Here is a 13,619-nt window from a genome sequence, read left to right as displayed (position 1 = left end):
GGCGCTATTCCGCGCGGGACCGCACGATGAGGTCGGCCAGCAGCGCCACGGCCGCGATTATCAGCCCGGCCATCAGGAGCATGACGGTGTTGTTGGCGACCCGGACCGGGTGGGCGATGACGTCGTAGATGACCTTCACGATGCCGATGCCGATCAGCCACAGCGCCGGGGGCATCAGCACCTTGAGTGGGTTGAAGTACATCACCATGCGGACGACCTGGAGGATGTAGCGGTAGGCGTCGCGGACGAAGTGGAACTTCGACGAGCCGGCGCGCTTCGCGTAGTCGATCGAGACGTAACGCACGTCGTGCTGGTTGTGCAGGAACGCCATCGTGATCGTCGTCACACAGGAGAACCCGGGCGGGAGCAGCCGCAGGTAGGGCAGTGACACCTCGCGGCGGAACGCCCGCAGGCCCGAGTTGAGGTCGGGGATCTTCTGGCCGGCGAGCCGCTCGGCGATCTTGCGGATGACCCACTTGGCCGGCACCCGGAGCAGCTTGTGGGTGCCCTGCTCGCTGGTGCGCGCACCGACCACCTGGTCGATGTTCTGGTCTTTCTCCAGGAGCTGCACCAACTCGGGGATGCGCTCATTGGGATAGGTCATGTCGGCGTCGGTCCACACGACGATTTCGCCGCGCGCCTCCCGGGTGCCGATCCGGCGTGCCGTGCCCGAGCCGCCGTTGCGGTGGAACGGCATCACACGCAGATTCGGGAAGCGCAGCTCGGCGTCGCGCAGGACGGAGAGGGTGTTATCGGTCGAGCAGTCGTCGATGGCCAGCAGTTCATAGCTGTAGCCGCTGCGGTCCATGGCGGCGGAGATCCGCTCGATCTCCAGCAGCACGTGATCCTGCTCGTTGTAGCACGGCAGCACGACCGTCACGTCCAGCCGCTCCGGCGCCGCGACGTCGGCTGGCTCCGCTGCGGCGGACCGCTGCTGGAACCTGTTGGTTGCCGTCATTTCCGGTCCACGCTCCCATCGGGGGGCGACCGAAATAGGTGGCCGCCACAAGGTGTCAGACTCTAGCAATGCCCGCGCAAAGGATAGTGCCACGCGTTGCGGCGTGGGCTATCGGCCGACACCGTCGCCCGCGGTGCGGAAACGGGCGCACGGTGTGACATCCCCTTCTTTTCTGGAGTACGGCGTGAGCGCGATGATCTATCGCCGGCTCGGCAATTCGGGACTGGTCGTGTCCGTTGCCGGAGTCGGTTGCAACACCTTCGGCCGCGATATCGACGCGCACGGCGCGCACGATGTCGTCGATGCCGCGCTGGAGGTCGGGATCAATTTCTTCGACACCTCCGACACCTATGGCGGCCCCCGCCACGAGGCGTCCGAGCGGTTCCTCGGCGCGGCGCTCAAGGGCCGCCGCGACGACGTGGTGGTGGCGACCAAGTTCGGCATGTCGATGTCGGGGATCAACGGCCCGGACCGGGGTGCGCGCGGCGCCCGCCGCTACATCATGCGGGCGGTCGAGGGTTCGCTGCGCCGGCTGGAGACGGACTACATCGACCTCTACCAGATGCACGAGCCGGACCGGTCGACGCCGATCGAGGAGACCCTGTCGGCGCTCGACGATCTGGTGACCGCGGGGAAGGTGCGCTACATCGGCTGCTCCAACTTCGCCGCCTGGGAGGTCGCCGACGCGGCCTGGGTGTCGAAGACCCGCGGTTGGGCGCCGTTCATCAGCGCCCAGAACCACTACAGCCTGCTGCACCGAGGTGTGGAGGCCGAGCTCGTGCCCGCCTGCGAGAAGTTCGGGCTGGGCGTGCTGCCGTTCTTCCCGCTGGAGAGCGGCCTGCTGACCGGGAAATACCGGCGCGGCCAGGCGGCGCCCGCGGGCACCCGGCTGACCAAGGAGCGGTTCGCACGGCGGCTGGCGGAAGCGCCGTGGGATCGCATCGAGGCTTATCAGGAGTACGCGGACGAGCGCGGCCTGTCCATGCTCACTGTCGCCATCGGCGGCCTGGCGGCGGCGCCGGCCGTCGTCTCGGTGATCGCCGGTGCGACGACGCCCGACCAGATCCGGGCCAACGCGGCGGCCGCCGCCTGGCAGCCGTCGGCCGAGGATCTCGCGGCGCTGCGCGCCCTGGGGTGACCCCACTGTCGATCGTTAGTGCGATTTAGTCCGTCGTCCGGCCCGCCTCTCGTGCTACCCGTGTAGTACGAGAGGCGGGAGGAACCAATGACACCACTCGCGGTGCTCGCGATCGGCGGTTCGGACTCCAGCGGGGGATCCGGGTTGCAGGCCGACCTGAAGGTGTTCGCGGCGATGCGGCTCTATGGCGCGTTCGTGGCGACATCCGTGACCGCACAGAACACCCGAGGCGTCCAGGACGTCTTCGAACTACCCGGCAACGTGGTCTCGGCACAGCTCTCGGCTGTGCTCGACGACATGCCGATCGCGGCGGTGAAGGTCGGCATGCTGGCCACCGCCGAGGCCGCCGCGGCGGTGACCGCCAAGGCCCGGGCGGGCGTGTTGCCCAAGCTGGTCGTCGACCCGGTGCTCGAGTCGGCGGCCGGGCGGCGGCGCGGTGTGATCACCGCGTTGGAGCGGCTGCTGCCCTACGCGGCGGTCGCGACACCCAACCGCGAAGAGGCGTCAGCGCTGGTCGGCTGGCAGGTCTCGACACCGGCCGACATGGCCGGAGCGGCGGCCCAGATCGCCTCCAACGGCCCGACCTACGTCGTGGTGACCGGCGGCGACATGGTCGCGGGCGAAGAGGCGGTCGACGCGGTCTGGACCGACGCGGGGGCGCGCTTCCTGCGCTACCCACGGGTGCAGACCCGCAACAGCCGCGGCACCGGTTGCACCTTCTCGGCGGCGATCACGGCCCGCCTGGCCCAGGGCGACGACGTGCTCGAAGCCCTGGTCGCGGCGAAGGAATACGTGGCCCGCGGCCTGGTCGGCGCGCGCGACTGGAAGCTGGGCAACGGCAGCGGTCCGCTCAACCACTTCGGCTGGCCCAGCTTCGCGGCTTTCTCCGCCTAGGCCGAGCCGGCCGCGCTACTCGTCTTTCTGCCGGGTCGTCGAGCGCAGCGAGCGGCGCGGCGTTTCGTCGCGGCGGCGCTCGTTGACCGGCTCCGGTGCGCTGAGGCCGGTGACCCAGTCAACGTATTCCTCGTCGCGCTCGCGGATCGGCTTGTCGCCCTTGCCGCGCTTGCCGCGGGGTTGGTCGGCCGGAGCGTCGGGGGCCGGGTCGGTGCTCTCCGCGGTGTTGTTGCGGTTGCGGCGGAAGAGGCCGCGGGACGGGCTCGCCGTCTCGGCGCTGTCTGCTTCGTCGGCCTTGTCGTTGTCGTCGTTGGTCGGGGTGCTGCGGGCCGGGGCGTCGTCGATGTCCCAGCTGCCGTCGTCGCTGCCCAGGTCGACGCTGTGCAGGTGGCGCTGGGCTCGGCCCGCCTTCCGGCCGGTGCCGCGGTCGTCGTCGGCCGGGGCCGGCTGGTTTTGGCCGGCGGGGTCCCAGGAACCGCGGCCGGCGCTGGGTGTGCCGGTGTCCTGCCGGCCTGGGCCGTTGGTGTCCCAGGAGGTGCGGCTTCGGGCGGCCGTCGGACCCTGGTCCTGCTCGCTGGTGGCTGCCGGGTCCCACGAGGGGCGGCTTCGGCTGGCGCCGCGGCCGGTCGTGGCGGGGTCGGCCGGAGGCCGGTCGGTGTCGTCTGCGGTGTCCCAGGAGTTGCGGCTCCGGTTGGCGGCGCCGAGGCCGCTGGTCCCGAGGCCGGCTCCGCGGTCCCGAGCGCCGGAGTCCCGGGCGCCCAGGTCGTGGGCGCCGCTGTCGCGGGCCGCGAGGCTGTCCGTGTCGCGACCGCGGGCGCCGCTGTCGCGGCCGGCGAAGCCGTCCGCGCTGGAGCCCTGGCCTTGCCGGTCGCGGCCGCCGCTGTCGCGGCCGCCGCTGTCGCGGCCGCCGCTGTCGGGGGCGCTGCTGTCGCGGGACCCGAGGCCGTCCGCGTCGTGAGGCCGGCCAAAGGCGTCCCCGCGCCGACCCAGGTCGGAGCCGCTGTCGGTCGGGTCGCGGTCGGACCGGTCGTCGCCGCCGCCGAAGCGGCTGGTGACCAGGCCGCCGAAGCCGAAGCCGCGGGGGCCGCTCGGGGTTGGGTCGCCGGTGGTCGGCTGCTCGGACCCGGATCCGGGTCCGCCGGCGGATGGAACATCGACCCAGCCACTGTCGGCGGCCTCCGCCACCGGCGTCGGCTCGGACTTGTTCTTGCGGCGGAACAGGCCGCGCCGCTTCTGCTCCGGTGCCTTGGCCGGCGCGGCCTCGGCGGCCGGGGCCGCGTCTCGGGCCGGGACCGGTGGCGCGCTGGGTCCGGCCGCTGGATCGCTGCCCGGCGTCACCGGTGGCGGCGGCGTCCACGCCGGCGGCGCGAGCCGCCAGTCGGGCATCTCGCCGCCGGGTTGGCTGGCGCCTTGATCGGCGCGGCTGGCCCAACTCGTGCCGGCCGCCTGGCCAGCCTGCTCGGGCTCGCCGCGCCCCGGCTGGCGCGGGATCGCGCCCGGCGCCGGTGGCTGCGGCCGGATCGATGTCGGCCGCGAGTGGAGGTCGCCGTCGTCGCGCCGCTCGGACCCGCTCGCCGGCGAAGCCGGCACGACGGGCACGGACGACGCCGGGAACGTCGAGGTTCTGTCGGTGCGCCAGTCGCCTGGACCAGGGGTGCTCTGCCGCTCGAAGGGCCGGATCGGCGTCGGCTCCGGACCCGGCGGCGGCGAGACCACCTCGGGTTGGCGCGGCGGCGCCACCGGCGTGGGCGGGTTGAACAACGACGCCCGCGCCGGCGCGGACGGCGACTTTCCGTCACCCACCCGCGGCGCGGTCGACCGCTCCATGTCGCTCAGGTCACGCGCCCGCCTGGCGGCGGCGGACTCGCTGCTCGGCGCAGCAACGCCCTCGGACCGGGCGCCGGTGCCACCGCGCGGCTCGGCACCGGACCGGCCACGGCCGGCACCGGGCCCGCCGCCTCCGGCCGCGCCGAGCGGGTCACGCCCAGCACTCCCGGACATGCCGAGTGGATCACCCTCGCCACTGCCGAACCCGCCGCTCGCGGCGCCGGTGAGCCGGTCGCGTTCACCGCCGCGCGGCTCGCGCTCGCCGCCGCCGAAGCTCGCGAAGGAGGCATCGCCCTCGGCGCTGCCGAGCGGGTCGCGCTTGGCGCCGCCAAAGCTCGTGGACGACGCGTCGCGCTCGGCGCTGCCGAGCGGTTCGCTCCTGGCGCCGCCGAAGGAGGCATCGCCCTCGGCGCTGCCGAGCGGCTCGCGCTCGCCGCCACCGAAGCTCGTGAAGGACGCGTCGCCTTCGGCGCTGCCGAGTGGGTCGCGTTTGGCGCCGCCAAAGCTGGTGAACGAGGCGTCGCCTTCGGCGCTGCCGAGTGGGTCGCGTTTGGCGCCGCCAAAGCTGCCGAAGGACGCGTCGCCCTCGGCGCTGCCGAGTGGGTCGCGCTCGGCGTCGCCAAAGCTCGTGAAGGACGCGTCGCGCTCGGCGCTGCCGAGTGGGTCGCGCTTGGCGCCGCCAAAGCTGGTGAACGAGGCGTCGCGCTCGGCGCTGCCGAGTGGGTCGCGCTTGGTGCCGCCAAAGCTCGTGAAGGACGCGCCGCTCTCAGCGCTGCCGAGGGCGTCGCGCTTGGCGCCGCCGAAGGAGGCGTCACTCTCGGGGCTGCCGAGCGCGTCGCGGTCTGACCCGCGGGCCGGTCCGCTGCCGAAGCCGGTGAAGGAGGCGCCGCCGCCCAGGGGGTCGCGCTCGTCGATCCGGTCGCTGTCCGGATCGCTCGGCGACCCGGCCCGGCCGAAGCCGGTGAACGAGGCGTCGCCCGGTTCGCGCTGCTCGTGGCGCGGGTTTCCGAACAGGTCCTTGTCGGGCTCGCGCCCGAATGAGCCGGTCGCACTATCCGGCTTCTCGCTGCTCCAGGACTCGGACGCCGAGCCGCCGTAGCTGGGGAAGACCTCCGCCGTGTGGTCGCCGCCGTGTCGGGGGCCGGGACCGGCTGCCGGTGCGGCCGCGCCGCCGCCGGCGGTGAGTTGCCGGGCCACCGAGGCCAGCACCGAGCCCAGCCCGCCCGCCGCCACCGCGATCAGTGCGCCCCAGTAGGGCGCCGCCTGGTAGCGGTCGGCGTCGTTGCCCGGGCCGGCGATCAGGTAGGCCAGCGCCAGCAGGGCCGGACCCACCACACCGGACACCGCCACGGGGATCATCGGGAGGCCGCGCCAGCGGGCCAGGGCGCCGATGCCGGCGCCGACGGCCAGCGCTATCGCCGGCATCACGATCACGGCCAGCCGCTGCGCCAGACTGTCGCCGAGCCAGGTCGCGTCGAGCACGCCCAGGCGTACTTCTGGCAATGGGTCGTCGGGGCCCAACGACGGCGCCACCGAGAGGAGCGCGACCAGCCAGACCACCAGGGTGACCGCGCCGAGGTTGAGGCCGGCCACGCGCTGTGACAAGACGGCCAGGGCCGCGAACACGCCGACCAGGGCGCCCAACGCGGCCGACAGGCCGGCGATCGCGACCGGGTTGCCGTCGCCGGTCGTGGCCGCCCGGGCCGGGAGCATCGCCAAGGGTGCGACCGCCAGTGCGCCGACGCCGCCGGCGACCGCCACCGCCACCCGCTCGCCGATCGTGGCCGGCAGGCCGTCGCGGCGGGCCAGCCAGTTGCCCGCGAGGCCGCCGGCGACGGCGGCCAACATCGCGAACCACGCCACCCAGGCGAGGTGTGCGGTCCACTGCCCGGACAACTGCTCAAAGTCACGGGAGAACCGCACCACGCCCAGCCCGTAGGCGAAGCCGAGCTGGCCGGCACCGGCGAGCAGGCCGACGACAAGCGCCGCGAGCAACACCCTGCCCCAGGTCCGATAGGCCATGCGGGCACGGTACGGCGCCGCATCGCGGACCGCCACCCGCCAATCGGAGACTGTGGATAACTACTCAGTGTCAGAGGTTCTGGAGGATACGCAGGGCCCGCGAGACCCGGAACATGGTGTCGCTGTCGGCGACTTCGACCACCTCGGTGAACCACTTCTTCATCGGCGAGGACAGCCGGTCGGGCATGACCACATAGGAGCCCATCGGCACCGCCAGCGGTGAGTCGCGCAGCAGATCGGACTCGACCACTTCGGCCACGATCAGGATCGGCACGTCGGTGCTGTTGTAGAGGTCTGAGCTGATCACCAGGCCGAGGCGTTCACGGGCGCCGTTGATGCGCCAGATCTCGCCCCTACGCTGCACGCCCGTCGCCTCCGAACAGCGCGTCGTCGACCATCGCGACCTCGTGCTCGTCGGCCAGGGCGGCGGCCTCGAGATCGACGCCGGCCCGGCCGACCGCGGCGGCGTGTGCGGTGAACAGCTCGCGGACCGCCTTCTCGCGGGCGGCCTGGTCCATCCACGCGGACAGGGACAGCCCCTCGCGCTTGGCGAACCGGCGGGCCTCTTCGATGGTCTCGTCGGAAAACGAGAGAGTCACCTTGGCGGTCATACCAAAGACCATACCAAGAAGCATCCCAGGGGTACGGCTGAGCGTACGGTGCGCGGCTCTTAGCACTTTCGAAACAAACGGGACGCCCGACCGAAACGGGACACCTGCACGCTTCCGGACATGCACCAGCGGTCGGCTCGGACTCCTTGATGGGCCGCCCGGTGTCCGCCGAGCTGACCGGTTTCACCGTCGGCGTCACGGCCGACCGGAGCCGTGACGCGCTGGCCACCCTGCTGGAGGGGCATGGCGCCCGGGTCGTGCTCGCGCCGGCCCTGCGGATCGTCCCGCTGGCCGACGACACCGAGCTGCGCGCGGCGACCAGGGCCTGCCTCGACCGCCCGCCCGACATAGTGGTGGCCAACACCTCGATCGGCATGCGCGGCTGGCTGGAGGCCGCTGACGGCTGGGGCCTGGCCGAACCGTTGCGCGGCGTGCTGGCCGAGGCCTACCTGGTCACCCGCGATCCCCGGGTACGCGGCGGGCCGGAGCACGCCACGCCCGTCGAGGAGAGCTACGCAGAGGTGATCGACCACCTGCGCCACCGCGGCGTACGCGGACAGGTGGTGGCCATGCAGTTGCCCGGTGAGCGCCAGCCGGAGTGGACCGCGGCGCTGGAGGCGGCCGGCGCCACTGTCATCGAGATACCGGTCTATCGCTGGGCGCCACCGCTCGACCCGGCGCCACTGCACCGAATGGTCGACCTGGTCACCGGCCGGCTGGTCGACGCGGTCACGTTCACTTCCGCCCCAGCCGTCAACGCCCTGCTCCGCGCGGCCGGCCCGAGCAGCGAAGACGTCCTCGACGCGCTGCGCTCCGACGTGCTGGCCGCCTGTGTGGGCCCGGTCACCGCGGCACCGCTGCGCCGCCACGGCGTGCCGGTGGTCGCGCCGCGCCGGGCCCGGGTCGGCGCGCTGGTGAGGACGATCATCAAGGAGCTGCCACCCCGGGCGGTCAGCGTGCGCGCGGGCGGCCACGACCTGACCCTGCGTGGCCACGCCGCCGTGGTCGACGGGGTGCTCCGGCCGCTCGCGCCGGGGCCGATGGCGGTGCTCCGCGCGCTGGCCGCCGAGCCCGGCCGGGTCTTCCCCCGGGCCGCCCTGCTGCGCACCCTGCCGCGCGGCGCCGACGAGCACGCGGTCGAAATGGCGGTGGCCAGGCTGCGTGCCGGATTGGGCATCCCTAGAGTGGTGCAGACCGTGGTGAAACGCGGCTACCGCCTCGCGGTAGACTGACGCCGCGCTAGAGCACAACCTCGTTTTGACCCTGCCTGCTCGCAGCAGGTATCGTTGTCTGCTGTTGTGCGCGACGCGAACATTTCTGGCGTGCGACCCCAGACCGACGACGAGACAAGGTAAACCTGTGCGTACGTACAGCCCGAAGCCGGGTGAGATCGAGCGTCAGTGGCTCATCATCGACGCGTCTGACGTCGTGCTGGGCCGGTTGGCCACCCACGCGGCCACGTTGCTGCGCGGCAAGCACAAGCCCACTTTCGCCCCCCACGTTGACACCGGTGACTTCGTTGTGATCATCAACGCTGGCAAGGTCGCGCTGACGGGCAACAAGCGTGAGACCAAGGTGGCCTACCGGCACTCCGGCTACCCGGGCGGGCTCAAGCAGGTCGCCTACTCCGAGCTGCTGGAAAAGCGCCCCGAGCACGCGGTCGAGCTTGCCGTCAAGGGCATGCTCCCGCACAACAAGCTCAGCCGTCAGCTCATCAAGAAGCTGAAGGTCTACCCCGGCGCCGAGCACCCGCACGCCGCCCAGCAGCCGGTGCCTTTCGAGATCAAGCAGATCGCGCAGTGAGCGCGGACGAGGAAGCCACAGAGATGACCGACATCAGCGCGCCCACTCCGGTCGCCGTCGCCGAGGCCACCGCTCCGGCACCCGCGCCCGCTACCCGCGCACCGCGCGGCGACCGTCCGATCCAGACCGTCGGGCGGCGCAAGGAAGCCATCGTCCGGGTGCGCATCGTGCCGGGCACCGGCAAGATCACCTGCAACGGCCGCGAGCTCGAGGAATACTTCCCGAGCAAGGTGCACCAGCAGCTCATCCGTGAGCCGCTCGGCACCGTCGAGAAGGCCGAGGCGTTCGACGTCGTCGCCAACCTGCGTGGCGGCGGCATCACGGGTCAGGCCGGCGCGCTGCGCCTCGGCATCGCCCGTGCGCTGATCACCAACGAACCCGATGACCGCCCGGCGCTCAAGAAGGCCGGCTTCCTCACCCGTGACGCTCGCGTCAAGGAGAGCAAGAAATACGGTCTCAAGAAGGCCCGTAAGGCTCCGCAGTACTCCAAGCGTTGATTCACTGACCATACGGCCGGGATTGCCATCGCCACGGGCGGCGGCAGCCCGGCCGTTGGCATTCCCGCGATCAATCCACAGCGGAGGTTCAGATGGGCCGTCTCTTCGGCACCGATGGGGTACGTGGCAAGGCCAACGTCGACCTCACCCCCGAGCTCGCGCTCGCCGTGGCGGTCGCGGCCGCCCGTACCCTCGCCGAAGTCGATCGGTCCCACCCGCCGCTGGCCGTTGTCGGCCGTGATCCCCGGGCGTCCGGCGAGATGCTCGAAGCGGCCACCGTCGCGGGCCTGACCAGCGCCGGCGCCAACGTGTTGCGGGTCGGCGTGCTGCCCACCCCGGCGGTCGCCTACCTGGTCGGCGAGACCAAGGCCGACTTCGGCGTCATGCTCTCGGCCTCGCACAACCCGATGCCCGACAACGGCATCAAGATCTTCGCGGCCGGCGGGCACAAGCTGCCCGACGACATCGAGCACCGGATCGAAGCGGCGATCGAGGCCGGCACCGACGGCTGGACCCGGCCGACCGGCGCCGCCGTGGGCCGCGTGCACGACCTGCTCGACGGCGCCGACCACTACGTGCAGCACCTGGTCGGCTCCAACAGCCAGCCGCTTGCCGGGCTCAAGGTCGTCGTCGACTGCGCCAACGGCGCGGCCGCCGACATCGCACCGGTCGTCTACCGCGAGGCGGGCGCCGAGGTGATCGCGATCCACGCCGAGCCCGACGGCCTCAACATCAACGACGGGTGCGGCTCGACCCACCTCGACGCGGTCCGGGCCGCGGTCGTCGAGCACGGCGCCGACCTGGGCATCGCGCTCGACGGCGACGCCGACCGCTGCCTCGCGGTGACCGCCGACGGCACCGAGGTCGACGGCGACCAGATCATGGCCATCCTGGCGCTCGCCATGCGCGAGGCCGGCACGCTGACCAGCGACACGTTCGTCACCACCGTGATGAGCAATCTGGGCCTGAAGATCGCCATGAAGCAGGAAGGCGTCGGGCTGGTCGAGACCAAGGTCGGCGACCGCTACGTGCTCGACGAGCTGCGCGCCTCCGGCCTCGCGCTGGGCGGGGAGCAGAGCGGACACATCATCATGCCGGCGTACGCGACCACGGGTGACGGCGTGCTCGCCGGCCTGCACCTGCTGGCTCGCATCGCCGCGACCGGGAAGTCGCTGGCCGAGCTGGCCGCCGTGGTCACCAAGCTGCCGCAGGTGCTGATCAACGTGCCGGTCGGTGACCGCACCACCGCCGCGCAGCAGCCGGCCGTGCGCGACGCGGCGGCCGCGGCCGAGGCCGAGCTGGGCGACACCGGCCGGGTGCTGCTCCGCCCGTCGGGCACCGAGCAGCTGGTCCGGGTGATGGTCGAGGCGGCGACGGCCGAGACCGCACAGGAGGTCGCGGAGCGGCTGGCGGCGGTCGTTCGTACCGCATCACCGGTCTGAAGATCTCTTGACGTTTGATCAATGGGCCCTACTGTCTATTAGTTGACGATTCAACTTTTAGCGGAACGGACCCCTCATGAACGTCGTGTTATGGATCATCGCGATCCTGCTCGGCCTCGCCTTCATCGCTGCCGGTCTGATGAAGATCCTGCAGCCGAAGGAGAAGCTGATCGAGACCGGGCTGGGCTGGGTCGAGACCTTCGCGCCCGGGCACGTCAAGATCATCGGTGCGCTCGACCTCCTGGCCGGCGTTGGCCTGATCCTCCCGGCCGCCGTCGGCGTCGCCGAGGTCCTCGTGCCGCTCGCCGCCGTCGGCATCGTGCTCCTGATGATCGGCGCGGTGGTCGTGCACGGCCGCCGGCGGGAGACGCCGATGGTGATCGCCAACCTGGTCCTGCTGGTGCTGGCGGCCGTGGTGGCGTGGGGCCGCTTCGGCCCCTACTCCTTCTAGTTTTTTCTTAGGCGGGCGACCGCCTCGTTGAGGACCGCCGGCCGCTTGCAGAACGCGAACCGCACCAGGCGGCGGCCGGCGTCCTCATGGTCGTAGAACACCTGGGTCGGCACCGCCACCACGCCGGAGCGTTCGGGCAGCGCGCGGCAGAACTCGACGCCGTCGGTGCCGCCGAGCGGCGTGATGTCGGCGGTGACGAAGTAGGTGCCCTCCGGGATCAACACCCCGAACCCGGCGTCGCGCAGGCCCGCGACCAGCAGGTCACGCTGCGCCTCCAGGCCCGCGCGGAACTCGTCGAAATAGGAGTCGGGCAGGCCGAGCGCGATGGCGATGGCCGGCTGGAACGGCGAGCCGTTGACAAACGTCAGGAATTGCTTGACCCGCAGCGCCGCCGACACGAGGTCGCGCGGGCCGCTGGCCCAGCCGATCTTCCAGCCGGTGCAGGAGAAGGTCTTGCCGGCCGACGAGATCCGCAGCGTGCGCTCGCGCATGCCGGGCAACGTCGCGAGCGGCACGTGCGGTGTCGTGGCGTCGGTGAAGACCAGGTGCTCGTAGACCTCGTCGGTGACCGCGTAGACATCGTGGGCCTGGCACAGCTCCGCCACCAGGGCCAACTCCGCGCGGGTGAAGACCTTGCCGGTCGGGTTGTGCGGGGAGTTCAACAACACCATCCGGGTACGCGGCCCGAACGCGCCGCGCAACTCGTCGGGATCGACCGCGTAACGCCCGTCGGCGCCCGGCCGCAACGTCACCGGCCGGCGCACCGCACCGGCGAGCGCGATCGACGCCGCGTAGGAGTCGTAGTAGGGCTCGAAGCAGACCACCTCGTCGCCGGGCTCGCAGAGCGCCAGGATCGCCGCGGCCACCGCTTCGGTCGCGCCGGCGGTGACCAGCACCTCGCCGTCGGGGTCGTAGTCGAGGCCCCAGAACCGCTTCTGGTGCGCGCTGATCGCCGCCCGCAGCGCCGGAATGCCCGGCCCCGGCGGGTATTGGTTCTGTCCACCGTGGATCGCATCGACGGCGGCGTCGAGCATCTCCTTCGGACCGTCGGTGTCGGGGAAGCCCTGACCGAGGTTGACGGCGCCGGTCCGGACGGCGAGCGCCGACATCTCGGCGAAGATCGTGGTGCCGAACGGGCGCATCCGGGCGACCAGTGGATCGGTCACTGCTCCTCCTCGTGGGCGGTGACCAGGCGGTCGATGCCGTCGAAAATCATAGTGAGGCCGAACCGGACCTCCATGTCGAACTCCTGATCGCTCATCCCCTCATCGGGGTCGTCGAAGATGCCATGGTCGACGAGTTTGGCCAGCTCGGGCAGTTGGTCCTTGTCGACGACCAGGCGGAGCATCTCGCCGTACGCGGGATAGCCCAGCGCCGCGCCGGCCGCGCCCTGGTTGACCTCCTGCGCCATGCGTACCTGGCCGCGAACGAAGATCAGCAGCAGCATCATCACGCCGAGCCGGATCTCGGCGGGCAGGTGTGTCTTCCGCAAACAGGCCAGCCCCCGGTCGAGCCAACTGAGCTGGCCGGGGCCGACCGGCGGCGTCGGGCCGAGTGGCACGTGGAGGACCCAGGGGAACTGCTGATAGAGCTTGACCAGCGCGTACGTCCAACGCTCGAGATTTTCTCGCCAGCCCACCGTGTCGTCGGGTTCGGGTGGCGGCGCCTTGACCGCGCTGACGTCTGTCATGAGCTGGAGCAGCTCGTCTTTGGTGCGGACGTAGCGGTAGAGCGACATCGCCGACTTACCGAGCTTCTCCGCGACGCGGGTCATCGAGAGGGGGCCGAGCCCCTCGGCGGAGGCGATCTCGATGGCGGCGTCGACGATCTGCTCGATGCTGAGGTTGGGACGCGGGCCGCGCTTGGCGGGCTCGCGCTGTCCCCACAGCACGTCAACGCCGGGTGGTAGGTCGGGCATTGCTTCATCCTAAAACTGCGTATAGCCTAAACCAAATCGTGTAGGGCATAAACAGTTG

At 71.6% G+C, this 13,619-nt stretch carries 13 protein-coding genes; 7 read left to right on the top strand and 6 right to left on the bottom strand.

Translation table 11 applies throughout. The annotated features are described in order from the left end of the window. Positions 1-4: 4 nt before the first annotated feature. Positions 5-958, bottom strand: coding sequence for a glycosyltransferase family 2 protein (locus tag DFJ67_RS06415; protein ID WP_116067043.1), 954 nt, complete (start codon positions 956-958; stop codon positions 5-7). Between the two features lie 193 nt (positions 959-1,151). Here DFJ67_RS06415 and DFJ67_RS06410 point away from each other — a divergent pair, with 193 nt between their 5' ends. After that, complete coding sequence (locus DFJ67_RS06410; protein WP_116067042.1) at positions 1,152-2,096, top strand: aldo/keto reductase; 945 nt, start codon at positions 1,152-1,154, stop codon at positions 2,094-2,096. 87 nt (positions 2,097-2,183) lie between these two features. Further along, positions 2,184-2,990 carry a bifunctional hydroxymethylpyrimidine kinase/phosphomethylpyrimidine kinase gene (thiD, locus tag DFJ67_RS06405; RefSeq protein ID WP_116067041.1) on the top strand — a complete coding sequence of 269 codons (807 nt, stop codon included), beginning with the start codon at positions 2,184-2,186 and terminating at the stop codon, positions 2,988-2,990. A 15-nt stretch (positions 2,991-3,005) separates the two neighbouring features. On the opposite strand, the gene DFJ67_RS06400 is transcribed toward thiD, so the two are convergent. The 3 genes from DFJ67_RS06400 to DFJ67_RS06390 form a co-directional block, all read right to left on the bottom strand. After that, entirely contained in the window at positions 3,006-6,839 is a 3,834-nt protein-coding gene (locus DFJ67_RS06400) for a hypothetical protein (protein WP_116067040.1), read from the bottom strand. A 70-nt stretch (positions 6,840-6,909) separates the two neighbouring features. After that, positions 6,910-7,203 carry a type II toxin-antitoxin system PemK/MazF family toxin gene (locus DFJ67_RS06395; RefSeq protein WP_116067039.1) on the bottom strand — a complete coding sequence of 98 codons (294 nt, stop codon included), beginning with the start codon at positions 7,201-7,203 and terminating at the stop codon, positions 6,910-6,912. Next, complete coding sequence (locus DFJ67_RS06390; RefSeq protein WP_116067038.1) at positions 7,193-7,450, bottom strand: DUF6364 family protein; 258 nt, start codon at positions 7,448-7,450, stop codon at positions 7,193-7,195. The genes DFJ67_RS06395 and DFJ67_RS06390 overlap by 11 nt, the downstream gene beginning before the upstream one ends. A 149-nt stretch (positions 7,451-7,599) precedes the next feature. Between DFJ67_RS06390 and DFJ67_RS06385 the strand changes: the two genes are divergently transcribed. From DFJ67_RS06385 to DFJ67_RS06365, 5 genes are all read left to right on the top strand, one after another. Next, on the top strand, positions 7,600-8,682 hold the full coding sequence (locus DFJ67_RS06385; RefSeq protein ID WP_409362911.1) for a uroporphyrinogen-III synthase: 1,083 nt from the start codon (positions 7,600-7,602) through the stop codon (positions 8,680-8,682). A 127-nt stretch (positions 8,683-8,809) separates the two neighbouring features. Then, positions 8,810-9,253, top strand: a complete 444-nt coding sequence (gene rplM, locus DFJ67_RS06380) for a 50S ribosomal protein L13 (RefSeq protein WP_116067037.1) — start codon at positions 8,810-8,812, stop codon at positions 9,251-9,253. Between the two features lie 23 nt (positions 9,254-9,276). Beyond that, the gene (gene rpsI / locus DFJ67_RS06375; RefSeq protein WP_116075750.1) at positions 9,277-9,750 is read left to right on the top strand and encodes a 30S ribosomal protein S9; all 474 of its coding nucleotides are present in this window, start codon (positions 9,277-9,279) and stop codon (positions 9,748-9,750) included. A 92-nt stretch (positions 9,751-9,842) separates the two neighbouring features. Beyond that, a complete protein-coding gene (gene glmM, locus DFJ67_RS06370) occupies positions 9,843-11,192 on the top strand; it encodes a phosphoglucosamine mutase (protein WP_116067036.1) in 1,350 nt (449 codons plus the stop codon). Positions 11,193-11,268: 76 nt separating this feature from the next. Beyond that, entirely contained in the window at positions 11,269-11,643 is a 375-nt protein-coding gene (locus DFJ67_RS06365; protein ID WP_116067035.1) for a DoxX family protein, read from the top strand. Here DFJ67_RS06365 and DFJ67_RS06360 read toward each other — a convergent pair. Together DFJ67_RS06360 and DFJ67_RS06355 are read right to left on the bottom strand one after the other, a co-directional pair. Next, positions 11,640-12,809 (bottom strand): pyridoxal phosphate-dependent aminotransferase, encoded by a 1,170-nt coding sequence (locus tag DFJ67_RS06360; protein WP_275407656.1) that lies wholly within the window; start codon positions 12,807-12,809, stop codon positions 11,640-11,642. The genes DFJ67_RS06365 and DFJ67_RS06360 overlap by 4 nt on opposite strands. After that, positions 12,806-13,561 carry a TetR/AcrR family transcriptional regulator gene (locus DFJ67_RS06355; protein WP_116067034.1) on the bottom strand — a complete coding sequence of 252 codons (756 nt, stop codon included), beginning with the start codon at positions 13,559-13,561 and terminating at the stop codon, positions 12,806-12,808. Before DFJ67_RS06355 ends, DFJ67_RS06360 begins: the two co-directional genes overlap by 4 nt. Between the last annotated feature and the right edge of the window lie 58 nt (positions 13,562-13,619).

Source organism: Asanoa ferruginea (assembly GCF_003387075.1).
GTDB classification, from domain to species: Bacteria; Actinomycetota; Actinomycetes; order Mycobacteriales; family Micromonosporaceae; genus Asanoa; species Asanoa ferruginea.
This window is presented reverse-complemented; position numbering and strand designations above follow the sequence as displayed.